At 70.5% G+C, this 24,114-nt stretch carries 24 protein-coding genes; 11 read left to right on the forward strand and 13 right to left on the reverse strand.

From position 1 onward, the window contains the following. Positions 1 to 107: 107 nt before the first annotated feature. Positions 108 to 764, reverse strand: a complete 657-nt coding sequence (locus EXU32_RS07295) for an HAD family hydrolase (RefSeq protein WP_130631095.1) — start codon at positions 762 to 764, stop codon at positions 108 to 110. A 98-nt stretch (positions 765 to 862) separates the two neighbouring features. Between EXU32_RS07295 and EXU32_RS07300 the strand changes: the two genes are divergently transcribed. Next, positions 863 to 1,720 (forward strand): PAC2 family protein, encoded by an 858-nt coding sequence (locus EXU32_RS07300; protein ID WP_130629304.1) that lies wholly within the window; start codon positions 863 to 865, stop codon positions 1,718 to 1,720. 11 nt (positions 1,721 to 1,731) lie between these two features. Here EXU32_RS07300 and mshC read toward each other — a convergent pair whose 3' ends face one another. Genes mshC through EXU32_RS07320 form a run of 4 tightly spaced genes read right to left on the reverse strand, consistent with a single transcriptional unit; the run spans position 1,732 to position 5,030 of the window. Continuing rightward, entirely contained in the window at positions 1,732 to 2,973 is a 1,242-nt protein-coding gene (mshC, locus tag EXU32_RS07305) for a cysteine--1-D-myo-inosityl 2-amino-2-deoxy-alpha-D-glucopyranoside ligase (RefSeq protein ID WP_130629305.1), read from the reverse strand. A 24-nt stretch (positions 2,974 to 2,997) separates the two neighbouring features. Then, on the reverse strand, positions 2,998 to 3,786 hold the full coding sequence (locus EXU32_RS07310; RefSeq protein ID WP_130629306.1) for an SCO1664 family protein: 789 nt from the start codon (positions 3,784 to 3,786) through the stop codon (positions 2,998 to 3,000). A gap of 3 nt (positions 3,787 to 3,789) precedes the next feature. Then, positions 3,790 to 4,317 (reverse strand): DUF3090 domain-containing protein, encoded by a 528-nt coding sequence (locus EXU32_RS07315; protein WP_130629307.1) that lies wholly within the window; start codon positions 4,315 to 4,317, stop codon positions 3,790 to 3,792. Further along, positions 4,314 to 5,030 (reverse strand): MSMEG_4193 family putative phosphomutase, encoded by a 717-nt coding sequence (locus tag EXU32_RS07320; protein WP_130629308.1) that lies wholly within the window; start codon positions 5,028 to 5,030, stop codon positions 4,314 to 4,316. The genes EXU32_RS07315 and EXU32_RS07320 overlap by 4 nt, the downstream gene beginning before the upstream one ends. Before the next feature lie 49 nt (positions 5,031 to 5,079). Between EXU32_RS07320 and EXU32_RS07325 the strand changes: the two genes are divergently transcribed. Further along, a complete protein-coding gene (locus EXU32_RS07325; protein WP_130629309.1) occupies positions 5,080 to 6,084 on the forward strand; it encodes a magnesium and cobalt transport protein CorA in 1,005 nt (334 codons plus the stop codon). 36 nt (positions 6,085 to 6,120) lie between these two features. On the opposite strand, the gene EXU32_RS07330 is transcribed toward EXU32_RS07325, so the two are convergent. After that, complete coding sequence (locus tag EXU32_RS07330; protein WP_130629310.1) at positions 6,121 to 6,459, reverse strand: primosomal protein; 339 nt, start codon at positions 6,457 to 6,459, stop codon at positions 6,121 to 6,123. Between the two features lie 38 nt (positions 6,460 to 6,497). Between EXU32_RS07330 and EXU32_RS07335 the strand changes: the two genes are divergently transcribed. Beyond that, on the forward strand, positions 6,498 to 6,698 hold the full coding sequence (locus EXU32_RS07335) for a DUF5703 family protein (protein ID WP_431603055.1): 201 nt from the start codon (positions 6,498 to 6,500) through the stop codon (positions 6,696 to 6,698). 164 nt (positions 6,699 to 6,862) lie between these two features. Here EXU32_RS07335 and EXU32_RS07340 read toward each other — a convergent pair whose 3' ends face one another. Further along, positions 6,863 to 8,242, reverse strand: coding sequence for an IS1380 family transposase (locus EXU32_RS07340; RefSeq protein ID WP_130628214.1), 1,380 nt, complete (start codon positions 8,240 to 8,242; stop codon positions 6,863 to 6,865). Between the two features lie 134 nt (positions 8,243 to 8,376). After that, complete coding sequence (locus EXU32_RS07345) at positions 8,377 to 9,702, reverse strand: M20/M25/M40 family metallo-hydrolase (protein ID WP_130629312.1); 1,326 nt, start codon at positions 9,700 to 9,702, stop codon at positions 8,377 to 8,379. Between EXU32_RS07345 and EXU32_RS07350 the strand changes: the two genes are divergently transcribed. Next, on the forward strand, positions 9,701 to 10,543 hold the full coding sequence (locus EXU32_RS07350) for an MOSC N-terminal beta barrel domain-containing protein (RefSeq protein ID WP_165399604.1): 843 nt from the start codon (positions 9,701 to 9,703) through the stop codon (positions 10,541 to 10,543). The genes EXU32_RS07345 and EXU32_RS07350 overlap by 2 nt on opposite strands. Here the strand turns inward: EXU32_RS07350 and EXU32_RS07355 are convergent. The 4 genes from EXU32_RS07355 to EXU32_RS07370 all read right to left on the reverse strand — a co-directional run bounded on the left by EXU32_RS07355 (position 10,516) and on the right by EXU32_RS07370 (position 14,484). Next, positions 10,516 to 10,881 carry a VOC family protein gene (locus EXU32_RS07355; protein ID WP_130629314.1) on the reverse strand — a complete coding sequence of 122 codons (366 nt, stop codon included), beginning with the start codon at positions 10,879 to 10,881 and terminating at the stop codon, positions 10,516 to 10,518. The two genes, EXU32_RS07350 and EXU32_RS07355, sit on opposite strands and share 28 nt — an antisense overlap. 96 nt (positions 10,882 to 10,977) lie before the next feature. Further along, positions 10,978 to 11,823, reverse strand: a complete 846-nt coding sequence (locus EXU32_RS07360; protein ID WP_130629315.1) for a MaoC/PaaZ C-terminal domain-containing protein — start codon at positions 11,821 to 11,823, stop codon at positions 10,978 to 10,980. Then, positions 11,823 to 13,160: a 3-oxoacyl-ACP reductase gene (locus tag EXU32_RS07365; protein ID WP_130629316.1), complete on the reverse strand. Its 1,338-nt coding sequence runs from the start codon at positions 13,158 to 13,160 to the stop codon at positions 11,823 to 11,825. The genes EXU32_RS07360 and EXU32_RS07365 overlap by 1 nt, the downstream gene beginning before the upstream one ends. A 34-nt stretch (positions 13,161 to 13,194) precedes the next feature. After that, a complete protein-coding gene (locus EXU32_RS07370; protein ID WP_130629317.1) occupies positions 13,195 to 14,484 on the reverse strand; it encodes an acetyl-CoA C-acetyltransferase in 1,290 nt (429 codons plus the stop codon). A 125-nt stretch (positions 14,485 to 14,609) separates the two neighbouring features. Here EXU32_RS07370 and EXU32_RS07375 point away from each other — a divergent pair, with 125 nt between their 5' ends. From EXU32_RS07375 to EXU32_RS07385, 3 genes are read left to right on the forward strand one after another with little or no spacing between them, the layout of a single operon-like run. Further along, a complete protein-coding gene (locus EXU32_RS07375) occupies positions 14,610 to 15,287 on the forward strand; it encodes a TetR/AcrR family transcriptional regulator (protein WP_242612920.1) in 678 nt (225 codons plus the stop codon). Between the two features lie 9 nt (positions 15,288 to 15,296). After that, on the forward strand, positions 15,297 to 16,673 hold the full coding sequence (locus tag EXU32_RS07380) for a M20/M25/M40 family metallo-hydrolase (protein WP_130629319.1): 1,377 nt from the start codon (positions 15,297 to 15,299) through the stop codon (positions 16,671 to 16,673). Further along, complete coding sequence (locus EXU32_RS07385; protein ID WP_130629320.1) at positions 16,670 to 18,082, forward strand: MFS transporter; 1,413 nt, start codon at positions 16,670 to 16,672, stop codon at positions 18,080 to 18,082. The genes EXU32_RS07380 and EXU32_RS07385 overlap by 4 nt, the downstream gene beginning before the upstream one ends. Here EXU32_RS07385 and EXU32_RS07390 read toward each other — a convergent pair. After that, positions 18,079 to 18,993 carry a helix-turn-helix domain-containing protein gene (locus tag EXU32_RS07390; RefSeq protein WP_130629321.1) on the reverse strand — a complete coding sequence of 305 codons (915 nt, stop codon included), beginning with the start codon at positions 18,991 to 18,993 and terminating at the stop codon, positions 18,079 to 18,081. The two genes, EXU32_RS07385 and EXU32_RS07390, sit on opposite strands and share 4 nt — an antisense overlap. 151 nt (positions 18,994 to 19,144) lie before the next feature. Between EXU32_RS07390 and EXU32_RS07395 the strand changes: the two genes are divergently transcribed. The 4 genes from EXU32_RS07395 to EXU32_RS07410 are packed head-to-tail and all read left to right on the forward strand — an operon-like array spanning position 19,145 to position 24,056. Then, entirely contained in the window at positions 19,145 to 20,101 is a 957-nt protein-coding gene (locus EXU32_RS07395; protein WP_130629322.1) for a cyclase family protein, read from the forward strand. 7 nt (positions 20,102 to 20,108) lie between these two features. Beyond that, positions 20,109 to 21,755 (forward strand): class I adenylate-forming enzyme family protein, encoded by a 1,647-nt coding sequence (locus EXU32_RS07400; RefSeq protein WP_130629323.1) that lies wholly within the window; start codon positions 20,109 to 20,111, stop codon positions 21,753 to 21,755. Then, a complete protein-coding gene (locus EXU32_RS07405; protein ID WP_130629324.1) occupies positions 21,748 to 22,812 on the forward strand; it encodes a phosphotransferase family protein in 1,065 nt (354 codons plus the stop codon). The genes EXU32_RS07400 and EXU32_RS07405 overlap by 8 nt, the downstream gene beginning before the upstream one ends. Then, on the forward strand, positions 22,809 to 24,056 hold the full coding sequence (locus tag EXU32_RS07410) for an acyl-CoA dehydrogenase family protein (protein ID WP_130629325.1): 1,248 nt from the start codon (positions 22,809 to 22,811) through the stop codon (positions 24,054 to 24,056). Before EXU32_RS07405 ends, EXU32_RS07410 begins: the two co-directional genes overlap by 4 nt. Positions 24,057 to 24,114: the final 58 nt, after the last annotated feature.

Here is a 24,114-nt window from a genome sequence, read left to right on the forward strand (position 1 = left end):
GCGCATCTCCTTAAGGAGATGCGGCCTGGGGTGCGCATCTCCTTAAGGTCGTGCGGCCGGGTGCGCATTTCCTTAAGGAGATGCGGTCTGGGGGGTGCGCATTTTCCTTAAGGAGATGCGGTGGCCGGGTCGGCGAGTGCCGAGCCGAGCGCGAGGGGCATGAGGTCGAAGGGGGTGACGCCCACCAACGTGGTGAGCGGCACCGCTCCGTCGATGGCCGGGACCTCGACGACGTGCGGGACGGCCAGGGTCGGCACGCCTGCGGCGACGGCAGAGCGAACACCCGTCGGCGAGTCCTCGATGGCGACACAGGCCACGGGATCGACGCCCAGCTGCTCCGCAGCGGTCAGGTAGGGCTCGGGGTGCGGCTTGCCGTGGGTCACGAGGTCACCCGAGACCACGATGCCGAAGGACCCGGGCTCCGTCGCGTCGACGACGGCCTGCGCCAGCTCGGTCCACGACATCGTCACCAGGGCCGAGGGGATGTCCGCCTCGCGGCAGGCGGCCAGCAGCTCGCGGGCCCCGGGTCGCCACGGCACCTCGTCGGCGATCTGCTCGATCACCCGCGACTGCAGCCGGTGGACGACCTCCTCCGGCGTCAGGTCGACCGGGGAGTTGTCGAGGATGAACTGCGCGGAGACGAGCAGGGGGTTGCCGACGAGCTGGACGGCGAGCTCATGGCTCCAGGTGCCGCCGAACTCCTCGACGAGCTCGTGCTCGGCCGTCATCCAGTAGGGCTCGGTGTCGACGAGGGTGCCGTCCATGTCCCACAGGACGGCGGCCGGGACGTCACGACGCGCGCTCGGCGCGGGGATCACAGTGCTCACGAGAGCACACGGTAGCCCGACGTAGGCTGGTGGACGTGATCGAGATCGAGGACCTGCCCGAGCTGCACGACCCCGTCATGATCTGTGCCTTCGAGGGTTGGAACGACGCGGGCGAAGCAGCCTCACGCGTCATCGAGCACCTGGGCGACCTCTGGGACGCCGAGGCCGTCGCGGCCATCGACCCCGAGGACTACTACGACTTCCAGGTCACCCGGCCCCGGGTCATCAACCAGGGGCAGGGGCGCGGCATCCACTGGAACACCACCCGCGTCCTGCTGGCCTCCCCCGACAGCCTCGGCCGCGACGTCCTCCTCGTCACCGGGATCGAGCCCTCCTTCCGGTGGCGCGCCTTCACCACCGAGATCCTCGACCTCGCCGCCTCGCACGGGGTCACCACCGTCATCACCCTGGGTGCCCTGCTCGCCGACGTGGCCCACACGCGACCGATCCCGGTCACCTGCTCCAGCGAGGACGAGGGCGTGGCCTACCGACACGAGCTCGAGCCAGCGCGCTACGAGGGGCCCACCGGCATCACTGGGGTCGTCGCCGACGGCGCCCACCAGGCCGAGATGATCTCGATCTCCGCGTGGGCGGCCGTCCCCCACTACGCGTCGCAGGTCCCCTGCCCCAAGGCGTCGCTCGCCCTGCTCGTCCAGCTCGAGGACCTCCTCGACTCCGTCATCGACCACGGTGAGCTCGAGGACGAGACCCGCGCCTGGGAGCGCGGGGTCGACGAGCTCGCCAACACCGACGAGGACGTCGCCGAGTACGTCTCCGCGCTGGAGAGCGCGCAGGACACCTCAGAGCTGCCGGAGGCCAGCGGCGATGCGATCGCCAAGGAGTTCGAGAGGTACCTGCGCCGCCGGGGCGACGACACCGCCGGCCCGGCCTGAGCCCCCTCCCGTCAGAGGCGGATGCCCAGCAGTCCGTCGATGGCCCGGGCGAGCTCCCCGGGGGCTGACTGCACGTCGCCACCAGCGCTGAGCGACAGGTCAGCCCACGCGTCGACGGCGGCCAGCGCGGCCGGGGTGTCGAGGTCGTCGGCCAGCGCCGCACGGACCGCGGCGATCGTCTCGCTGGCGTCGGGCCCACCGTCGGTCGACAGCCCGGAGCGCCAGCGCGCCAGCCGCTCCTGCGCCGTCGTCAGGTCGGCATCGGTCCACTCCCACTCACCGCGGTAGTGGTGCGCCAGCAGCACGAGCCGGATCGCCATCGGGTCCACGCCCTCGCCACGCAGCGTCGAGACGCGCACGAGGTTGCCCTTGGACTTGCTCATCTTCTCGCCGTCGTAGGCGACCATCGCCTGGTGCGTGGTGTGCGCTGCGAAGGGCCGCTCGCCCGTGAGCGCCTCGGCCTGCACGACCGACATCTCGTGGTGGGGGAAGACGAGGTCGGTGCCCCCGCCCTGCACGTCGATGCGCTCACCGAGGTGCTCCATCGCGATGGCCGTGCACTCGATGTGCCAGCCGGGTCGGCCACGGCCGAGCGCGCCTGCGTCCCAGGCCGGCTCGCCGTCACGCTCACCGCGCCACAGCATCGGGTCGAGAGGGTCGCGCTTGCCGGGGCGCTGCGGGTCACCGCCTCGCTCCGCAGAGAACTCGAGCATGGTCTCGCGGCTGAGGTGGCTCAGCTCCCCGAGCCCCCCGGCGGCGGTGAGGTCGAGGTAGGTGTCCCGGACGCCGGCCTCGACGACCTCGTAGGTGACGCCACGGTCCACGAGTGCCTGCACGGCCTCGATGATCACGGGCATCGACTCCATGACGCCCATGAAGTGCTCCGGAGGGATCACGCCCAGTGCGGTCATGTCCTCGAGGAAGAGGGCGATCTGGTCCTGCCCCAGGTCGCGCCAGTCGACGCCGTCACGGGCGGCCCGCTCGAAGAGCGGGTCGTCGACATCGGTGACGTTCTGCACGTAGCTGACCGCTCGGCCGCCGTCGCGCAGCGCGCGGTTGACCAGGTCGAAGGTCACGTACGTCGCGGCGTGGCCCATGTGGGTGGTGTCGTAGGGCGTCACCCCGCAGACGTAGAGACGCGCAGGGTCGCTCGCCTCGACCGGCGCCACCTCATCGCGCGCCACGTCATGCAGGCGAAGGGAGATGGGCTCTCCGGGGACGACGGGCAGGTGGGGGGTCGGCCAGGCTCTCACGCGGGACAGCCTACGAGGTCCCGATCACAACGGTGGCCACGGGATGGCCGGCCACTCCCCAGAGGGCTCCGGGTGGGTCCCCGTGACCAGCAGCGACTCCACCCGCGCGCCCAGTGCCTCCACCTCGAGGTGGGTGAGCAGCCCGGCGAGCTCGGCGACGACCTCGTCGCGCTCCAGCGCTCCCGCCAGGTGGGTGAGCCGATCCAGGTCCTCGGCGGGGATCGCCTCGCCCGCCCAGCCCCACAGGACCGTGCGCAGCTTGGGGTCGGCGCTCAGGCCCACCCCGTGGTCGATGCCCCACAGCCGGCCGTCGTGGAGCAGGAGGTGCCCGCCCTTGCGGTCGGAGTTGTTGAGGGCGGCGTCCAGGACGGCCATCGACCGCAGGCGGGGATCGTCGGGGTGCGACAGGAGGAGGGGGGACCCCCCTTCGTCCTCGCCCTCCAGGACCACGAGGTTGCCGTCCGGGACGGTGCCGGGTGGCGTCACCGCGACGGGGGTCGGGCACAGGCTGGTGACGTCACCGATCCATCGCTGCACCGCCCCCGGACCGGCCGGGCCGTCGCGCCACACCGTCTCGGGCACGAGGTCGAAGCCGCCGAGCGCGTCGATGCGCGATGCCGCCACCTCGCGCGCGGCGAGGGTGCCGTCGGGGAAGTCCCACAGGGGACGCTCGCCGTCGACCGGCTTGTAGGCGACCGTCACCGCGGGCGCGCCGGCGCAGCGCACCTCACCGACGAGGACGACATTGCTCGCGAGCGGATGACGGCCGAGGACGATGAGCTCACCGTCGGTGAGCGAAGGGGGTGTGCCCACGGCTCAGCGCTTGTAGCCGTTGGCTCGGGGACAGATGTGCCCACCCTCGTCGACCGGGCCGCCGCAGAAGGGGCAGGGCGGTCGTCCGGCGCGCACGACGGTCTCGCACCGCCGGGCGAAGGCGCGCGCCTGGGCCGGCGGCAGCCAGACCCGCAGCGTGCTGCGCTCCTGCGTCACGTCGAGCTCGTCGATCTCGTCGGGGTCGTGGTCGTGCGCCTCGATGACGACGACGTGCCGGTCGTCGTCCCACGACAGCGCGAGGGCGCTGACCCGGAAGTCCTCGGAGATGGGCGTGTCGAGCGGCGCGTTGTCGGCAGCCGCCGCCGCGGCCGCGATCGTGGCCTCGCGTCCTGCCACCTGGTCGAGGAGCTCCCCGATCCGCTCGGCGAGCACCTGCGCATGCAGCTTTTCGAGGGCGATCTGCACGCGGCGGGTACCGTCGCTGGCCTGGAGGAAGAAGGTGCGCTGCCCGGCAGGCCCCACCGTGCCCAGCACGAAGCGCTCCGGAGGATCGAACTCGACGACGGTCATGACCCCGACCCTAGTCCCGCGCCCCCGCCGACCGCCGCGTCCCCACCCTTCGTGGACTCGGCCTTGGGGGCTGGCGGACGAAGGGAGGAGCTCCCGGTGTCGTTGCTGCGCAGCAGCATCGGGCGCGAGTCGGTGTAGTGCACGACGGAGATGGAGGCCGGGTCGACGTGGACGCGCTGGAAGTCGTCGAGGGGCGTGCCCACAGCGTCGGCGATGATCGCCTTGATGATGTCGCCGTGGCTGACCGCGGCCCAGACCGCGTGCGCGCCGTGCTCCTCGCTGACGGCGGCATCGATCTCCCGGATCGCCGCGACCGCCCGCTGGGCCATCACCGCGATCCCCTCCCCGGGATAGGTCTCGCCGTCAGGGAAGACGGCCTCGCTCGGGGTGTCCTGGACGGTGCGCCACAGCGGCTCCTTGACCAGGTCCTTGAGCGAGCGTCCCGTCCACGCCCCGTAGCGGCACTCCCCCAGGCCTTCGTGGACCTGGGCCTCGAGTCCGTGGGCGCCGAGCAGGGGCTCGGCCGTCTCACGGCACCGCTGGAGCGGAGAGGACGCGAGGTGCACCAGGGGGGTGCCGTCGAGCCGGTCGACGAGGGCCGCCGCCTGGGCGATGCCCGTCTCGTCGAGGGCTACACCCTCCGTCCAGCCCGCCAGGACCCCTTGGGTGTTGGCGGTCGACCGCCCGTGCCGGATGAGGATGCAGTACGCCACGCCATCCACCTTAGGCGCCCGAGCCGAGGACGCCTGAGACGATGCCGGGATGATCGTCGACCAGGCTCGCTACAGCGCAGGACACCGCCAACCCTGCGAGGACATCGGGCAGGCACTCGAGGAGATCCGGGCGAGCGGTTCGCAGGACTTCCTGTGGATCGGCATGCGCGACCCCTCCGCCGAGACCTTCGACCAGGTCTCCGGCGCACTGGGCCTGCACCGGCTCGCCGTCGAGGACTCGGTCAAGGGCGACCAGCGGCCCAAGATCGAGCGCTACGGCGATGTGCACTTCGTCGTCCTGAGGCCGCTGCGGTATGTCGAGGCCACCTCCGACGTGGAGTCCGGGGAGATCATGGTCTTCGTCGGTCCCGACTACATCGTGACGGTCCGGCGTGGCGAGGCCAGCCCACTCGCCGGGCTGCGCAGCCGGCTCGAGGGCCACGGCCACGGCTCGCTGCGGCATGGTCCGTGGGGCGTCTTCCACGCGATCATCGACTTCGTCGTCGACCAGTACCTCGAGATCGAGGACGAGCTGCAGAGCGACCTCGACGACATCGAGTCGAGTGTCTTCTCCTCCGGCCGCACCGTCGACACCGGTGAGATCTACGCGCTCAAGCGCGAGGTCCTGGAGTTCAAGCGGGCCGCACTGCCGCTCGCCCGACCGTTGTCACAGCTTGTCGGGCCGACGACCCCGGTGCCCGGCGAGGAGCTGCGGCTGCTCTTCCGTGACGTCTTCGACCACCTGTCGCTGGTCAACGACAACACCGAGTCGCAGGACCGGCTGCTCTCCGACGTGCTGAGCGCCCACCTCGCCCAGGTCGGGGTCCAGCAGAACCAGGACATGCGCAAGATCTCGGCGTGGGCCGCGATGGCCGCCCTGGCGACGATGGTCGCCGGCGTCTACGGGATGAACTTCGAGGGCATGCCCGAGCTGTCCCTGAGCGTGCACGTCGGCGACGGCGAGCTCTACTACGGCTACCCGCTGGCCCTGCTGGCCATGGGGTCGCTGTGCTTCGTCCTCTACCGGCTCTTCAAGCGCTCCGGTTGGCTGTGACGCCGACGCCGGACCAGCGGCCCTCGACGAGGTGACTCAGCGCTTGGACTCGTCCGAGTCGTAGTCCTCGCCGTCGAGACCCGAGTAGGACTGGTCGCCCTCGTCGTCGTCGTAGTCGTCGTCCGAATCGTCATCGTCCGAGTCGTCGTCATCATCGTCGTCGTCGACCATGAACTGCTCGTCGACGACGACGAGAGGCGTCATCTCGCCGGTCGCGTCATGGAGGGCGTCGTCGTAGGCCTCGAAGGCATCTGCCAGGTCCTCGTAGGCGGCGACAACGGTCGGGTCGTCCTCGCCCCGACGCTGGGAAGATGCCTCGAGGTGGCGCTCGAGGGCGGCGATCAGCTGGTTGAGTGCGGGGCGCGGGTCGCTCATGGGCCTGACGCTACAGCCCTTGGGCCACAATGGCACTGATGCCCGAGTACGAGTTCCGCACCATCCAGTTCCCCCGGGGCGCTGGACGCGCTGCCATCCGCCAAGAGCTGACCGACCACGCCGAGTACGGCCACTGGGAGCTGCACCGCACGGTCGTCTACCTCAGCGGCATGCAGAAGGCTTGGCTGCGACGCAAGATCATCCGGGTCCCGCGTCCGCCGGCCTTCCCCTCGCGCTGAGTCGATCGGTCGACCCGCCTCAGCCCGGATCCACCGTCCGGGTTCTCTTGGCGGCATGAGGGCGGGATTTTCGTGTGGTCCTGGATGAGGGCGTGAGGGGGCCACCGGGCTGTCCGGTTCTTCCACTGCGGGTCCTTGGTCGCGCCCCGGTGGGGGCTGGGTGGTCAGGTCATCGCTGGGCTTGGTGGCCCGCAGGCGGTGGTGAACAGCGCTTCCCAGGCGTCCTGCCAGGGCCAGCCTTGGGGTAGGTGCATGCGTAGGCGTCGGGCGGAGCGGGCCAGCCGGGCCGGGACGGCGATCAGGTGGTTGCGGATGGTGGCGGTGGTGGCCTTGGCGTGGAAGAGCGAGGCCAAGGCTCCGGCGGCGCGCGTGAGGTTGAAAGCGATCGCGGCCAGCACCAGCCAGGCACTGTTGGCCGCGAACGACCCGGAGGGCGCGTGGGCCAGCGGGCCAGATCGTAGGTCGGCGTGGACCTGCTCGATGATGGCGTGAGCGCGGTGGGCGGCCTCCGCTTCGAGCATTCCCAGTGGGGTATCGGTGAACACGCCGTGGTGGCGATAGGTGGCGAACAGTTCGCCCTGCCCGGCGGGCACGGTCTTGGGGTTGAGCCGCTTGACCCGGCGCACGATCAGCCGGGCGGTGATGTGCTCGCTCTTGCGGCGGGAGGTGAACGCGGTGAAGGGAATCTCGGCGACCTCGGCGTCGGAGACCAGGCGTTGTTCCTCCTCGTCCCAGATCGCGTTCGGGTAGTGGATCGGGGTCCACGCCGACTCGGGAATGCTCGAGATCGCCGCGGTCACCGCGGTGTTGTTGCGGGCGGTGACGGAGAACCGGGCGCCGGCCCGGTGGGCTGCGGCGGCCACGTCGTGGCCGTAGTAGGCGCTGTCGGCGCGCACGACCAGCAGCCCGGTGGCCCCGGCGGCGCGGCTGGTGGCCAGCGCGTCGGCGACGAACTTGGCCGCGCCGCGGGCGGAGTTGGTGTTGCCCCGCCGCAGCCGGGTGCCCACGATCATCGGTGCGGCCAGCGGGGTGGAGAGCGTGGCGATCAACGCGTTCAGGCCCTTGACCTTGTTGTAGCCGTACCCGACGCCTTGCTTGGCGTAGCCGTGGGTGGCCTTGATCGTGTCGTCGACATCGAGGTAGGCGATCTGGTCGGCGCCGGCCAGGACCGGCGCGTGCCGGGTCAGGCCGCTCAGGAACCGGGAAGCGATCGCGTCCAGCTGCCGCACGTGCCCGAAGGAGAAGGTCCGCAAGAAGGTCCCCAGCGTCGAGGGAGCCCGTATCCCGGTGAACAGCCGGCCCATCCCGCCGTGGCGCAGCAGGTCCATGTCATCGATGGAGTCGGCGCCGGCGACCATCCCGGCCACCAGTGCCGGGACCTTCAGGTGCGCGTTGGCGCTACCGGGCTTGCTCAAACTCAGGTGCTCGGTGACCAGTGCCGCCAGGCCGGCGCGCTGCGCCAGCGCCATGGTCGGTGCCAGCCCGGCGCACGAGACCAAGTTGGGGTCATCGAAAACCGCGGACAGGTTGTGAGAGGATCGCATCTACCGGATGCCCCTTTTTTGCTCGGTGAACTGGAACCTTTGACAGTCCCAATTCTCCTCGCACGGAGGGGCATTCGCCTGTTCCGACCCGCACGATTCCCTACGTCACCGACACTTCATCGGTGGATCCGGGCTCAGCAGTCCTCGACGAGACGCCACAGCACCTTGGCGCCGAACTCCAGCGACTCCAGGGGCACGCGCTCGTCGATGCCGTGGAACATCGGTGCGAAGTCGAGGTCCGCCGGGAGGCGCAGCGGCGCAAATCCGTAGCCGGTGACGCCGAGCGTGGACAGCGCCTTGTTGTCCGTCCCACCGGAGAGGCAGTACGGCAGGATCGCCGCGTCCGGGTCCTCCGCCAGGAGTGCCGACCGCATCCGGTCGACGAGGTCCCCCTCGAAGGGGGAGTCCAGCGAGATGTCCTTGTGGTCGACGACGACCTCGACGTGCTCGCCGGCCAGCTCGCGGATGGTCGCCATGAGGTCCTCCTCGTGACCGGGGAGGAAGCGGCAGTCCAGGGCGGCGGAGGCGGTCTGCGGGATGACGTTGTGCTTGTAGCCGGCGTCGAGCATCGTCACGTTTGCCGTGTCCTGCAGCGCCCCTCGCACAAAACCGGCGGCCGGGCCGATGCGCTCCAGGAGCGCCTCGGCGTCCTCGTCGCTGTAGCCGACGCCGGTGAGCTCGGAGAGCCCGTCGAGCAGCCCGCGGACGGACACGATGAACTCGCGCGGCCACTTGTGGGCATCGATCCGCGAGATCGCCTCCGCCAGGTGGACGATCGGGTTGTCCGAGGTCGGGACGGACCCGTGCCCCGCGGTGCCCTTGGCCTCGAGGTGCAGCCAGGCGATCCCCTTCTCCGCGGTCTGCAGCAGGTAGGCCCGACGCGGCTCACCCTGCGCGTCCTCGACGGTGACGCTGTAGCCGCCGACCTCGCTGATCGCCTCGGTGACGCCCTCGAAGACCTCGGGGTGCTCCTTGACCATGAACTGGCTGCCCAGGACTCCCCCGGCCTCCTCGTCGGCAAAGAAGACGAAGAGCAGGTCCCGCGGCGGCACCGTGTCGGTGCGCGCCAGCTGCCGCACGCACGCGAGCATCATCGCGACCATGTCCTTCATGTCGACCGCGCCGCGCCCCCAGAGGCACCCGTCGCGCTCCACCCCGTCGAAGGGGGGAACGCTCCAGTCCTCGGCATTGGCCGGCACGACGTCGAGGTGCCCGTGGATGCACAGCGCACCCCGCTCGCGGTCGGCGCCGGGGATGCGCACCGCGACCGTGGTGCGGCCGGGGTCGGACTCGAAGACCTGCGGCTCCAGGCCCACCTCACGCAGCTGGGCGACGACGTAGTCGGCCGCCTCCCGCTCCCCCGGACCGTCGTGGCCGGGTCCGTAGTTGCTCGTGTCGATGCGCAGCAGGTCGCGGCAGATGCGCACGACTTCCTGCTCGGGCGCGGTGATCTCGCTCATGCCCGCAGCCTACGTGCGGCCCGGGCGGGCCGACCACCGTCGGCCGAGGAGCACCGACTGGTTGACTGACCGGATGCACGTCACCCGGATCGGCCTCACCCCGCTCAAGGGCGCTCGGCACGCCACGCTCGAGCGGGTCGCCCTGGGTCCCTCCGGCCCTGAGGGTGACCGGGTCTTCTGCCTCGTCGAGGCCGACCGGCCCCACGTCCTGCGGACGGTCGACAACCCGCGGATGCTGCTCGTCGACGCGGCGTGGGACGGGTCGACCCTCACGGTCGGCGCGCCCGGGCAGGGGGTCGTCTCAGAGGTCCCCGGCGCCACGGGTGAGGAGCTCGTGTGCGACTACTGGGGTCGTGATGCCCGGCTCGAGATCATGACCTCACGCCATGCGCAGCTCTTGGGACGGCACCTGGGGCGCGAGGTGCGTCTGGCCCGCACGAGCCGCCGCGGCGAGGTCGTCTACGGCGCGCCGGTCTCGATCGTCACGACGGGCGCCCTCGCGTCCTTGTCCGAGCAGGAGTCCGCGCGGTTCCGCGCCACCGTGACCATCGACGCAGAGCGCGACCCCGACCCGGGCACGGTGCTCGCGGTCGGTGGAGCCGTGGTGCGCGTACGCGCCGCCATCCCCCGGTGCCGAGTCATCGACCTCGACCCGACGACCGGACGACTCGACCGGACACACCTGGCCACCCTGGCGGGCCGGCCGCGCCCGGTCGGGCTGCTCCCCTTCGGCGTGGACGCGGACGTGCTCGTCCCGGGCACGGTCCTGACCGGGGATCGGGTTGCCGTCACGGGCGGCGGATGGAGCGAGGGTCAGCTCGCGTCGGTGGTGCCCTCGTAGAGCCCGATGTGGTTGCCATCGGGGTCGGCGAGGACGGCGAACCAGCTGGTCTCCGAGATCTGTGACTTGTCCATGACGACCGAGCCACCGGCCGCTGTGGCCTTGGCCAGCGTGTCCTCGATCGAGTCGACCTCGACATAGGAGCGTGGGTGCTCGAAGCCGTCGCCTCGCGGTGCCAGCCCGCCGCCGCTGATCTTGTTGGGCGCCTGCCACATGGGATAGCCCTCGTAGCCGGGGATCTCCGCGATCTGCCAGCCGAAGAGCCCGCTGTAGAAGGTCGTGGCCGCCTGGGTGTCGGCGACCGGGATGTCGATGTGTGTGATGTCTCCGTGTGCCATGTCCTCGAGCATGGCACCGGGGTGTGACAGCCGCCACCCTCCGGGCACGACGAAGGCCCGTACCCCCATGCGGTACGGGCCTTCGTCGAGCCGGGATCAGCTCAGGGTGAGCACCAGATGCTCGGTCTCCGGCTTGCGCGTGCTGCGCAGGCCGGCCACCACCTGGTCTCCTCCCTTGTCGATCACGAAGTCGACCTTGCCCGGGAGCAGGACCGGCTTCTTGAACCACACGTGGCTGGTGCTCGGACCGCTCGTGACGGGACCGATCGCACCAAGGACCCGGGCATAGGTCCACATGCCGTGCGCGATGGCCTGGGGGAAGCCCATCGCCTTGGCCGTCACCGCGCTCATGTGGATCGGGTTGATGTCACCCGAGGCCAGGCCGTAGGTGCGACCGAGGCCGCCCGGCAGGCTCCACTTCGCGGCTGCCTGCCCGGTCGGGATCGCCGGCGGCTGCTCGCCGCGCTCGGCCTCGGCATCGCCGCGACCGCGCGCGAGATAGGTCGCGCGACCCTCCCAGACCCGCTCCCCGTCGACGTCCACCTCGGTGACGAGGTCGACGACCTTGCCCTTGGGGTGGGCGCGCAGGTTGTCCGCCGACACGGTGATGTCGAGAGCCTCGTCGAAGCGGATCTCACGGTGGACCGTGATGACGTTCTCGACGTGGACCAGACCCATGAGGGGCAGGGGGAACCCCTTGCCCGCCATGAGCTGCATCTGCAGAGGGAATCCCACGACGTGCGGGTAGGTGTGCGGCAGCACGTCGCTGTTGTTGAAGCCGCAGATCCGCTCGTACTGGAGCAGGTCGCCCCGGTCGACCGAGTGGCCGACCAGTCGCAGCTGCGTGTCCGGCAGCGTCTTGCCCGTGGTCTTGCCGGGAAGTGCGGCCTTGGCGTAGATCGGACCCAGTGCCGGGATGCTCTTGACGGTCGTGACGGCCATCAGGCGCCCAGGATCATTTGACCGCACACGCGCACGGTGTCACCCGTGATCGCGCGGTTGCTGTCCCACGCGAACCAGCCGATCGTCTCGGCGACGTCGACCGGCTGACCACCCTGGGAGAGGGAGTTGGTCAGGCGGCCGATCTCGCGGGTGGCGAGCGGGATCTTGGCGGTCATCTCGGTCTCGATGAAGCCGGGCGCGACCGCGTTGACGGTGACTCCCTTGGCGAGGACCTGCGGGTCCTTGGCCAGGCTCGAGGTCATGCCGATGACGCCGGCCTTGCTCGCACCGTAGTTGGCCTGACCGCGGTTGCCCGCGATGCCGGCGATGGACGAGACGTTGACGATGTGCCCACCCTCGTTGATGGCCGGGACGAGCGCCTCGTTCATCTTCAGGATCGACAGCAGGTTGACGTTGAGGACCGAGCCCCAGCGGTCGGCGTCGGTGTTGACCAGGAGCTTGTCCCGGGTGATGCCGGCGTTGTGCACGACGATGTCGAAGCCACCGTGCAGCTGCGCGGCGTGCTCGACGATCTTGGTGCCTGCGTCCTCGGCCGTCACGTCGACCTGCAGCGCACTGCCACCGATCTTGTTGGCGACGTCGGCGAGCGGGCCGCCAGCGGCCGGGATGTCGACGCACACGACGGTCGCACCGTCGCGGGCGAGGACCTCGGCGATGGCCGCGCCGATGCCGCGGGCCGCGCCGGTGACGACGGCGACCTTGCCCTCGAGCGGGGCGTCCCAGCTCTGCGGCAGGTCGATGTCGGCGACGGCGTCACCGACGTGCACGACCTGCGCCGAGACGTAGGCGGAGCGTCCGGAGAGGAAGAAGCGCACCGCGGCCTCGGCGTTGGCGTCCGCGCCCTCGGCGACGTAGACCATGTTGGCCGTGCCGCCGGCGCGCATCTCCTTGCCGACGGAGCGCACGATGCCCTCGAGGGCACGGCGGGCCGCGGCCTCGGCGACGTCGTCGGTGTCTGCGACCGTACGGCCGATGACGATGACCCGTCCCGTGGGCGCGAGCGTCTTCAGTGCCGGGGCGAGGATCCCCCGGAGGGTCTCTAGGTCGGCCGGGGTCCTGGCCTGGGTCATGTCGACGATGACACCGGCGACCGAGGTCGACGGGGAGGTGGCGATCTGCACGCCGTCGGCGGACAGGACCTCGGTCAGCGCAGCGGCGACGGGCGCGTCACCGTGGCCGGCGAGGAGCACCGCGCCGTTGATGAGCGGTGCGCCCACCTTGTGGCGACGCAGGGTGGTCGGCCGGGGCAGGCCGAGGGTGTTGGCGATCTGCTTGCCCAGACCAGAGCTGACGAACTTGCCGTACTCGAATCCCATGTGGGTTGTCTCCTTGAGTGCGTTCGGGGAAGGCTCAGGCGCCTTCGAGGATGGCCACGACGCCCTGTCCACCTGCGGCGCAGATGGAGATCAGGCCGCGGCTGCCCGGACCCTTGGCGTGCAGCATCTTCGAGAGCGAGGCCACGATCCGACCGCCGGTGGCGGCGAAGGGGTGACCAGCAGCCAGCGAGGAGCCGTTGACGTTGAGCTTGTCGCGGTCGATGGAGCCGAGCGCGCCGTCACGGCCGAGCTTCTCGCGGCACCACTCGTCGCTCTCCCAGGCCTTGAGCGTGGACAGGACCGTCGCGGCGAAGGCCTCGTGGATCTCGTAGTAGTCGAAGTCCTGGAGGGTCAGGCCCTGACGCTCGAGCATCCGCGGGATGGCGTAGGCGGGAGCCATGAGCAGGCCCTCCGCGCCGTGGACGTAGTCCACCGCGGCGGCCTGGCCGTCGACGAAGTAGGCGAGCGGGGTCAGGCCCTGCTCGGCGGCCCACTCGTCGGAGCCCAGCAGCACGACGGACGCACCGTCGGTCAGCGGGGTCGAGTTGCCTGCGGTCATCGTCGCGTCATCGCCCTTGCCGAAGACCGGCTTGAGCTTGGCGAGCTTCTCCATCGAGGAGTCGGCGCGCAGGTTCTGGTCCCGGGAGACACCCATGAAGCTCGTCATGAGGTCGTCCTGGAAGCCCTCGTCGTAGGACCGCGCCAGGTTGTGGTGGCTCTTCATGGCCAGCTCGTCCTGCGCCTCGCGGGTGACGCCCCACTTCTTGGCCGTGATGGCCATGTGGTCGCCCATCGACAGGCCGGTGCGCGGCTCGACATTGGCCGGCGTGGAGATGCCGATATCGGTCGGGCGGATCTTGGCGAGGGCGAGGGCCTGCGCCTTGGCTCCCTTGACGCGGTTGACCTTGAGCAGCTTCTTGCGCAGGGACTCGCTCACCATGATCGGCGCGTCGGAGGCGGTGTCGACGCCGCCGGCGACACCGGCGTCGATCTGGCCGAGCTTGATCTTGTTGGAGACCAGGATGGCGGCCTCGAGCCCGGTGCCGCAGGCCTGCTGGAGGTCGTAGGCGCTGGTGGTCGGCGCGAGGGCGGAGCCGAGCACGGACTCACGGGTGAGGTTGAAGTCGCGGGAGTGCTTGATGACCGCACCGCCGACGACCTCGTCGAGGTGCTTGCCACCGAGGTTGTAGCGGGCGACGAGGCCGTCCAGGGCAGCAGTGAACATGTCCTGGTTGGACGCCTCGGCGTAGGGCCCGAACTGGCGGGCGAAGGGGATGCGGTTGCCACCGAGGACGGCAGCACGACGCGGCAGGTTGTTGGTCACCACGGGTCTCCTGGTCATGAGTTGGAGTTGGTTTTGGACCAGGGCGTGTGCCCTTGGTCCCAGACATGCACTTATACGATACGGACGGTAGCAGGTACCGCTAGTACCTGCTACCGTCCAGCATTGTGAGCACCACCACCGACGGCCGCAGCGCCCGCTGGGAGGCGCATCGTCAGGAGCGACGCAAGACGCTCGTCGAGTCGGCGATCCGCACCATCCGCACGCGGGGCGCTTCTGTGGGCATGGACGACATCGCTGCCGAGGCCGGGACCTCCAAGACGGTCTTCTACCGCCACTTCACCGACCGGCACGGCCTGTACCAGGCCGTCGCCGACCGTGTCGACGAGCTGATCCTGCGCGACATCGGGACGGTGCTGGGCGAGACGGCCAAGGGTGCCGGGCTCAGCGCCCTCGACCTGGACCCACGGTCGGTCATCCGCGCCGCGATCGACGCCTACCTGCAGCTCGTCGAGCGCGACCCCGAGCTCTACCGGTTCATCGTCTCGGCCCCCATCGTCGGCGCCGAGAAGTCCGGCAACGCTGCCCAGGCCGTCGCCAGTGCCACCGGCAAGATGGCCGGGCAGATCAGCGACCTCATCTCGGCCGCACTCGTCGACCGCGGCAACGACCCGGCTCCGGCCCGCCTGTGGGGCCACTCCCTCGTCGGGCTGGTCCGGGCCGGCGCCGATGCCTGGCTCGCCGGCCTCGCGGGGGACCTCGCCCGCGAGGAGCTCACCGACCAGCTGACCGACCTCGCCTGGTCGGGCATCAAGATCGCGTGGCGGCACAGTACTCACGAGTAGTGTCTGGTCATGTCCACGACCGACCACCCCGGCGTCGCCGCGCTGCGTGACCTGCTGCGCCTGCACACCGTCGCGTCCGATGACCCCGCGCTGACCGATCCTGCTCCCTTCGTCGAGCTGCGCCGACTGCTGCGCGAGCACTTCCCCCTGACGCACGAGATGGGCGAGGTCGTCGACGTTCCGCCGCACGGTCTGCTGATCCGGGTTGCGGCCGACGCCGACTCGCCCACGGCCGCTGCCGACCCTGTGGTGCTGATGGCCCACATGGACGTGGTTCCCCTGGGGGACGAGAGCCGCTGGGCGCATCCGCCACTCGCTGCCGAGGTCGTCGACGGTGCGGTCTGGGGTCGCGGGACCCTCGACGACAAGGGCCAGCTCGTGGCGGTCATCGCCGCGGTGGAGTCCCTGCTGGCGGACGGGCAACGCCCAGCACGCGAGGTCTGGCTCTCCTTCGGCAGCGACGAGGAGGTCATGGGCAGCTGCGCCGGCAGTGCCGTCGAGATCCTGCGATCGCGCGGCGTGGCACCGTGGTTCGTGCTGGACGAAGGGGGTGCCGTCGCCTCCGGCGCCTTCCCGGGCGTCACCCGCCCGCTCGGGGTCGTGGGGGTCTCGGAGAAGGGCGTCCTCTCCCTTCGCCTCACCGCCAGCGGTCGCGGCGGGCACGCCTCCAGACCGGCGAAGGGGGGTCCCGCCGCCCGAATGGCCGCCGCCATCACCCGGCTGGAGCGCCGCCCCTTCCCGCCCCACCTCTCCCCCGCGACCGTGGAGATGCTGCGACGCCTCGCGCCCCACCTGCCCGCACCCGTCCGTCCGGTCGCCGAGCGAGCGGGGCGCTTCCCCACCGCGCTGGCGCGCTTGATGGTCGCGGCCGGTCCCGAGGCCGCCGCACTCGCCCGGACGACGATCGCGGTGACCACCCTGTCGGGCTCGCCCGCCATCAATGTCACACCGACGTCCGTGCGGGCCGGGCTCAACCTGCGCATCGCCGTCGGCGAGACGACCACGGCCGCGACCGAGCGCATCCGGCGCATCGTGGGCAAGGACATCGAGGTCGAGGTGGCCGAGGAGCACGACCCGAGCCCGGTGTCGCCGGTCGACGACGCGGCCTTCGCGCTCCTCGAGCGCACGATCACCGCAGTCTTCCCGGAGGCGGTGCCGGTCCCCTACGTGATGTACGCAGCGACCGACTCACGGCACTTCACCCGCATCTGCCCACGCGTCTACCGCTTCGCTCCCTTCCGGATGAGCCCCGAGCAGCGCGAGTCGATCCACAGCCATGACGAGCGCATCGGCGTCGACGACTTCCTCGACGGGATCCGTTGGTACCGCACCTTGCTCGACTCCCTGGCCGGTGGCACGACCGACCATTCCGGCGCCACCGCATGAGTCCCACGATCTGGCGGATCGTCGGGTTCCTGGCCGCGGTGGAGATCGCCTCCGGCATCCTGCAGGGCTACTACACACCGATCTACAGCGACATCGCCGACCACCTCCACATCGCCGACGGCGACGTCAACTGGTTCGAGGCCGCACAGCTGATCGTGGCGGCACTCGCGGTGCCGGTCCTCTCACGGCTGGGTGACCTGCACGGGCACCGCCGCGTCCTGATCATCGCGACGCTGATCACTGCGGCGGGAGGCTGGCTGGTGGCCTTCGCACCGGGCTTCTGGACCTTCCTCATCGGCTGGGCCCTGCAGGGGGCGTACACCGTGTGGCTGCCGATGGAGATCGCGATCCTCCACGAGCGCTCCCGGGATGCCCCGGACCGACCTGCGCTCGTTCGCCGGGGCGCCGCCCTGCTCGTGCTGGCCCTCGAGGTCGGTGTCATCGCGGGCGCGCTGGGCGCCGGTGCGCTGCAACCGGCCCTGGGCATGACCGGCCTGCTGGCGGTCCCCGCGGCAGCGACGACCGTCGCGCTCGTGGCCATCGTCCTCGGCGTGCGGGACGAGTCCGCGCCGGCGACCGGGCGGCTCGACCTGCCGGGCACCGGGCTGCTCAGCCTCGGTCTGCTGCTCGTGCTCGGTGGCCTGGTGGTCGTCCGGCTGCAAGGGCTCGCAAGCCTCCTCGCGTGGGCACTCGTCGTGGCCGGCTGCGTGGTCCTCCACGTCTTCGTGCGCGTGGAGCGCGCCAGCGCGTCGCCGCTCATCGACGTGCGGGCCCTGGCCGCACCGGGCATGTGGCCGGTCCAGCTCGCCGCGGCGCTCTTCGGCATGAGCGTGCTCGGGGCCCAGATCCCCTTGTCGACCTTCGCCCGGACCGACCCGGCCGAGGTCGGCTACGGGCTCGGGGTGGACGCCGCGTCGATCGCCAACCTCATCGGGCTCTACGTCGTCTGCATGGCGATCGGCGCGCTGCTCTCCCCCTTCGCCGCCCGTCGACTCGGGGTCAGGTGGATGCTCGTCTCGTCCGCGGTCCTCGTGGCCATCGGCTACGCGACCTTCATCCCGCTGCACGGCGCGCTCGTCCACGCGATGCTCGCCATGGGCATCGCGGGTGTGGGCTCCGGCGCCCTCGTCGCCTCGCTCCCGGCAGCAGCGGCGGCGGTCGCCACCCATGGAGGCACCGCCGAGGCCGCCGGCCTGACCAATGCCACCAAGACGGTCGGTGGCTGCGTGGCCTCCGCGCTCTTCGCCGTCGCGCTGTCCTCCACCGGCAGCATCTCCGACCCGGCCGCCGGGCACGCGCCGCTGTCGGGGTACCTGGTCGTGTGGGGCATCTGTGCCGGGTCGGCGCTGCTGGCCGCACTCGCCCTCTCCCGACTGCCGGTGGCAGACACCGAGGCTGCGCGGGTCTAGCCGGACGCTTCGCTCGGCTGGGGCCGCAGCGCCGGCTCGCACTGCACGAGGTCGAGCGCGAAGTCGACGTAGGAGTCGGCCACCTGCTCGGGAGACATGCCACCGCCGTGCCGGTACCACTGCGGGATGGCGGTGCACATGGTCACGACGGCACGAGCTGCCTCCCGTGGGCGGGGCGTGCCGAAGGCCCCGGCGAGCGAGGCGGCGATGACCTCCGCGTCGATCTTGGCCTGCTCCTCGCGGCGAACTCTGGCGATGCGCTCACGCGCCGGGCCCGCCAAGCTGCGCATCTCCGTAGCACCGATGAAGCCCAGCTCGCGGCGGTGGCTGTGGAACAGCGCCTGGCACTCGACGAGAAGCGCGAACCGGGTCCATGGGTCGTGAGCCGCGTCGCTCGCCGCCGTGGTCCGCCGCTGCAGCTCCTCCATCGTCCGGTCGAGGATGGCCACGAGGAGCTGCTGCTTGCCGGAGTAGTAGTGGTACAGACCGGCGACCGACAGACCTGCACGCTCCGCGACCCCGCGCATCGTCGACCCGTGGTAGCCGACCTCGAGGAAACTCGCGAGGGCTCCCCGCAGTGCCGGGTCGAGCTCCAGGGGTTCGTAGTGGTGCCAGTCGCCGTGGCCCGCAGGGCCCGGCCCGGCGGGCGTGGTGCCCCAGCGCTCGTCTCTGATCGGCTCCGCGATGCCGACGAGAAGCCGATCGGCCCGCACACCCAGAGCGTCGGCGAGGACCACGACCCGCTCCGACGAGATGCCGACGCGGCCGTTCTCGATCGCGCTGACGGTGCCGATGCTGACGCCGATCTGGTGGGCCAGCTGCCGGACCGTCAGGCCACGCTGTCGCCGCAGCTCGCGCACGGCCCGCCCGAGCGCCCTGCGGTGCAGCGAGGGCTCCGCGCTCTGCTGCATCTGCCCCTCCCTTCCGCCCGAGATGGTGTCCACGGTGTTCAGATCCGCTGAACAGAGTTGTCGTTGACAACGCTACTGCCCGAAGCCACGGTAGTGATGTCCCGTGATGGACCAAGTGATTGTTCTGGAAGTCCGTGCTCAAGGAGGAGCCATGACCAACCCCGCACCCGACCTGACCGACCTGCTCAAGGACGCCCCGTCGAACTGGGGGAAGTGGGGGCCCGAGGACGAGGTGGGCAGCCTCAACTACCTCGGACCGGAGCAGGTGATCGCGGCCGCCGGCCTCATCCGCACCGGCAAGGTCTTCCCCATCCAGCGTCTCATCGGTGACCCCAAGGGTGATCCGGTCTGGCCCAGTCGCAAGCCGGCCGTGCGCACCCAGCTCCTCGACGAGTCGACCTGGGACAGCGACGACGCCCCAGCCTTCCCCGGCGGCCTGCACTACGCGGACGACAAGATCGAGGCCTTCCTGCAGGGGTCGACGCAGTACGACGCCCTCGGGCACGTCTGGTACGGCGGCAAGCTGTGGAACGGCTACGACGCACGGACCACCGTCGGCGGCATGGACAAGGCGAGCGTGCGGCCGATCGCCGACCGCGGCGTCGTGGGCCGGGCGGTTCTGCTCGACATGGCCCGCTACCGCGACAAGGACGCCTTGGGCTCGGCCGAGACCTACACGCACGAGGACCTGATCGCATGCGCGGCGCAGCAGGGCGTCGAGCTGCGCAAGCGCGACATCATCGTCATCCGCACCAACTACCTGGCGCTCTTCTTCGAGCTCGGTGACGCCTTCTACGACGACTTCTGCGAGCCGGGCCTGCAGTACAGCCCCGAGCTGGTGCAGTGGTTCGCCGACATGGAGATCCCCAACCTCGTCACCGACACGATCGCCAACGAGGTCACGACCGACCCCGACACCGGCGTCGCGCTCACCCTCCACAACGCGCTCATGCGCAACCTCGGCATCGCCTTCACCGAGATCGTCGATCTCGAGCAGCTCGCGGCCGACTGTGCCGACGACGGGGTCTACGAGTTCTTCTACGCCGCCGCCCCCCTCAAGGTCCACCGCGGCAGCGGGGCCCCCGTGAACCCCATCGTCATCAAGTGAGGCGAGGATGACCGCATACGACGACCAGCCCTGGCTTGGTCTCTACGGGGACCAACCTGCCACGCTCGAGCCCGAGCACGACTCCGCACTGGCGATGTTCCGGGCAGGCGTGGCGAGCGATCCGGATGGAGATGCCATCCGGTACTTCGACGGGGTCATCAGCCGCCGGCAGCTCGACGAGATGAGTGATGCTCTGGCCTGCGGCTTGCTGGCCGAGGGCTTCGCCCCCGGCGATCGTCTGGCGGTCTACCTGCAGAACATCCCGCAGTTCGTCATCGCGATGGTGGCTGCGTGGAAGGCCGGCGGGATGCTCGTGTCGATCAACCCGATGAGCAGGCAGCGCGAGCTGCGCTACCTGCTCGCGGACTCCGGCGCGAGCGTCCTGCTCGCCCAGGAGGGGCTGTACGACGAGATCGCCCGGGAGGTCGTCCCTGAGTCCCCGGTACGTCTGGTCCTGACCACCAGCGAGCTCGAGCACCAGACCGAGGCGGACGAGCGGCTCTTCGCGGGCACCACCCGCGGGCGGCACGAGGGGACGACCGACCTTGCGGCGCTGATCGAGCGTCACCGGGGCGAGACACCGCCGGCCGTGCAGCCGACCGCGCAGGACGTCGCCTTCCTCACCTACACCTCGGGCACGACCGGCCAGCCGAAGGGAGCGATGAACACCCACGGCAATGTCGTCTTCACCGCGATGGTCTACCGCGACTGCGCGATGTTCGCCCCCGGCGGGTCGGTGCTCGCGATCGCCCCGCTCTTCCACATCACCGGGCTCATCGGGCACATCGCGATCAGCATGCTCGCCCCGATGCCGCTCGTGCTGGCCTACCGATTCGATCCCGCGGTCATGCTCGACACCCTCGTGCGGCACCGGCCCACATGCACGATCGGGGCGATCACCGCCTTCAACGCGTTGCTCGACCACCCCGACTTCACCAAGGACCACTTCTCGTCGCTGCAGACGGTCTACTCGGGGGGCGCGGCGATCTCGCCGACCGCCGAGCGGCGCTTCCTGGAGGCCACCGACCGGCAGGTCCACAACGCCTACGGACTCACCGAGACGACGAGTCCCATGACGCTCACCCCCTTCGGAGCGGCATCGCCGGTAGACCCGACCTCGGGAGCGCTGTCCGTCGGCGTTCCCGTCCCCTCGACGATCGTGCGCATCCAGGACGACGACGGGCGGGACCTCCCGCTCGGCGAGGTCGGCGAGATCGTCGCGGAGGGACCCCAGGTCGTCGCCGGCTACTGGGACAAGCCCGACGAGACGGCCGCCTCCATGCCCGGAGGCGCGCTGCACAGCGGCGACGTGGGGTTCATGAACCAGGACGGCTGGATCTTCATCGTCGACCGCAAGAAGGACATGATCAACGCTTCTGGCTACAAGGTCTGGCCGCGCGAGGTCGAGGACGTCCTGGCCGAGCACCCAGCGATCCGGGAGGCGGCCGTCGTCGGTGTCCCTGACGACAAGCGAGGTGAGACGGTCAAGGCCTTCGTCAGCCTCCGCACCGGTCAGCACGCCGATCCGGAGGAGATCATCGCCTTCTGCAAGGAGCGCATGGCGGCGTACAAGTACCCCCGCCAGGTCGAGGTCATCGAGGATCTGCCCAAGACCGTCACCGGCAAGATCCTGCGCAGGCAGCTTCGTGGGTGACCTGTCGACCACGCTCGGCGACGAGGACCTGCCGGGTCTCCCCCTTCGTCGCCTCCGCCCCTACCTGCGCGAGCAGGTGCCCGAGATCAGCGACCCTCGCCTGCGCGCATCGCTGATCTCGGGAGGGCGCTCCAACCTCACCTATCTGCTCACGGACGGGCGGTCCCGCTGGGTGCTGCGCCGGCCGCCGCTCGGGGCGGTCCTGGAGACCGCTCACGACATGGGCCGCGAGTTCCGGATGATCGACGCCCTCCACCCCACCGGCGTCCCGGTCCCACGGCCCGTGCACCTGGCCGGCAGGGAGGGTGAGAGCGTCCTGGGAGCGCCCTTCTACATCATGGGCTTCGCCGAAGGGAGCATCCTGAGGGAGCGCGACCAGCTCCTCTCCGTGGCGCAGCCCGCGGACCTCGCGAGGCAGCTCATGCGGACGCTCGCGTCCCTCCACGACGTGGTCCCCGACGAGGTCGGCCTGGGCGATCTCGGCCGACCCGACGGGTACCTCGAGCGGCAGCTCGATCGGTGGCTGCGTCAGGTCGCGTCCATCAGCTCGCCCCTCCTGCCACGCTTCGAGGCGATCGCCGACGCGTTGCGCGGGGCCCTCCCGCAGACGCAGCGTACGAGCCTGGTGCACGGCGACTACCGACTCGACAACGTCGTCGTCGACGCGGACGGAGGCATCAACGCGGTCCTCGACTGGGAGATGGCCACCCGCGGGGATCCCCTCGCCGACGTCGCCAACACCCTCGTGTGGTGGGACGGCATGCGCGATCTCGACTCCCCCGTCGCCACTCACCCCGGCGACGTCCCGGGCTATCCGGCGCGCGAGGTCCTCGTCAGTGCCTATGCCGAGATGTCCGACCTCGACCTGAGTCGGCTCGACTGGTACCTCGACTTCGCCTCCTACAAGATCGCCGCGATCTTCGAGGGCATCCGCCACCGGCACGACGCCGGGCATACCGTCGGCGATGGCTTCGACCGCCTCGGCCCACTCGTGCCCCACCTGCTCGACTCCGCAACGGCCGGGACAGCCGGCCTCCACACCCGAGGACGACGATGAGCAACAACGCGCCCCTCCCGCTGCCCCCGCCCTCCACGCGCGCCGAGGAGCTGCGCCGCACGATGCAGGACTTCATGCGTGACGAGGTGCTCCCGGCGGAAGCCACCTACGCCCGTCAGCGCGCAGCGGGCGACCTGCACGACCCTCCAGCCGTCCTCGAGGACCTCAAGGCACGAGCCAAGGTGCTCGGCCTGTGGAACTCCTTCCTCCCCGCCGAGTCCGGTCTGACCCAGCTCGAGTACGCCCCGATCGCGGAGCTGGCCGGATGGAGCCTCGAGCTCGGACCGGAGGCGATCAACGGCGCGGCACCCGACACGGGCAACATGGAGCTGCTCCACCTCGTCGGCACCCCGGAGCAGCAGAAGGAGTGGCTCGAGCCGCTCCTCGACGGGCGGATCCGGTCGGCCTTCGCGATGACCGAGCCCGAGGTCGCGAGCAGCGACGCGACCAACATCCGCACGATCATGGTGCGCGATGGCGACACCTATGTGATCAACGGCCGCAAGTGGTGGACGAGCGGCGCGATGGACCCACGGTGCCGGGTCCTCATCGTCATGGGGCGCACCAACCCCGACGCGCAGACCCACCGGCAGCAGTCGATGATCGTCGTCCCCATGGACACCCCCGGCGTGCGGGTCGTGCGGGACCTGCCCGTCTTCGGCCACCACGACCAGCACGGTCACGCGATCGTCGAGCTCACCGATGTGCGCGTACCCGTCACCAACCTCCTCGGGGACGAAGGGGGTGGCTTCGCCGCCGCGCAGCTGCGGCTCGGACCCGGTCGCATCCACCACTGCATGCGGGCCCTCGGCGCGGCCGAGCGCGCACTGGCGCTGATGGTCGCCCGCTCGCAGAGCCGCATGGCCTTCGGCGGTCCGCTGAGCGACCAGGGTGTCGTCCAGCAGCAGATCGCCGAGTGCCGGTTGGAGATCACCCAGGCCCGTCTCATCTGCCACCAGGCGTGCCAGGTGATCGACACCGAGGGCAATCGGGAGGCGCGTCACCTCGTCGCCATGGCCAAGATCGCCGTGCCGCGCGCCGCCACTCGAGTCATCGACCGCGCGATCCAGGTGCACGGCGGTGCAGGCATCACCGATGTCACGCCGCTGGCCAGCATGTACGCCTGGCACCGGGCGATGCGCCTCTTCGACGGACCCGACGAGGTGCACCTGCGCTCGCTGGCCCGAGCGGAGCTCGGCCGCCAGCCCGACCTGCCGCCGGGAGAGGTCGTCGTCCCGCGGTGACGAGGGGCTCGGGTGCTCCTAGGACCCATGCCCAGACGCGATCTGCGACGATGCGAGG

The sequence above is a fragment of the Janibacter limosus genome (assembly GCF_004295485.1).
Lineage (GTDB): Bacteria > Actinomycetota > Actinomycetes > Actinomycetales > Dermatophilaceae > Janibacter > Janibacter limosus_A.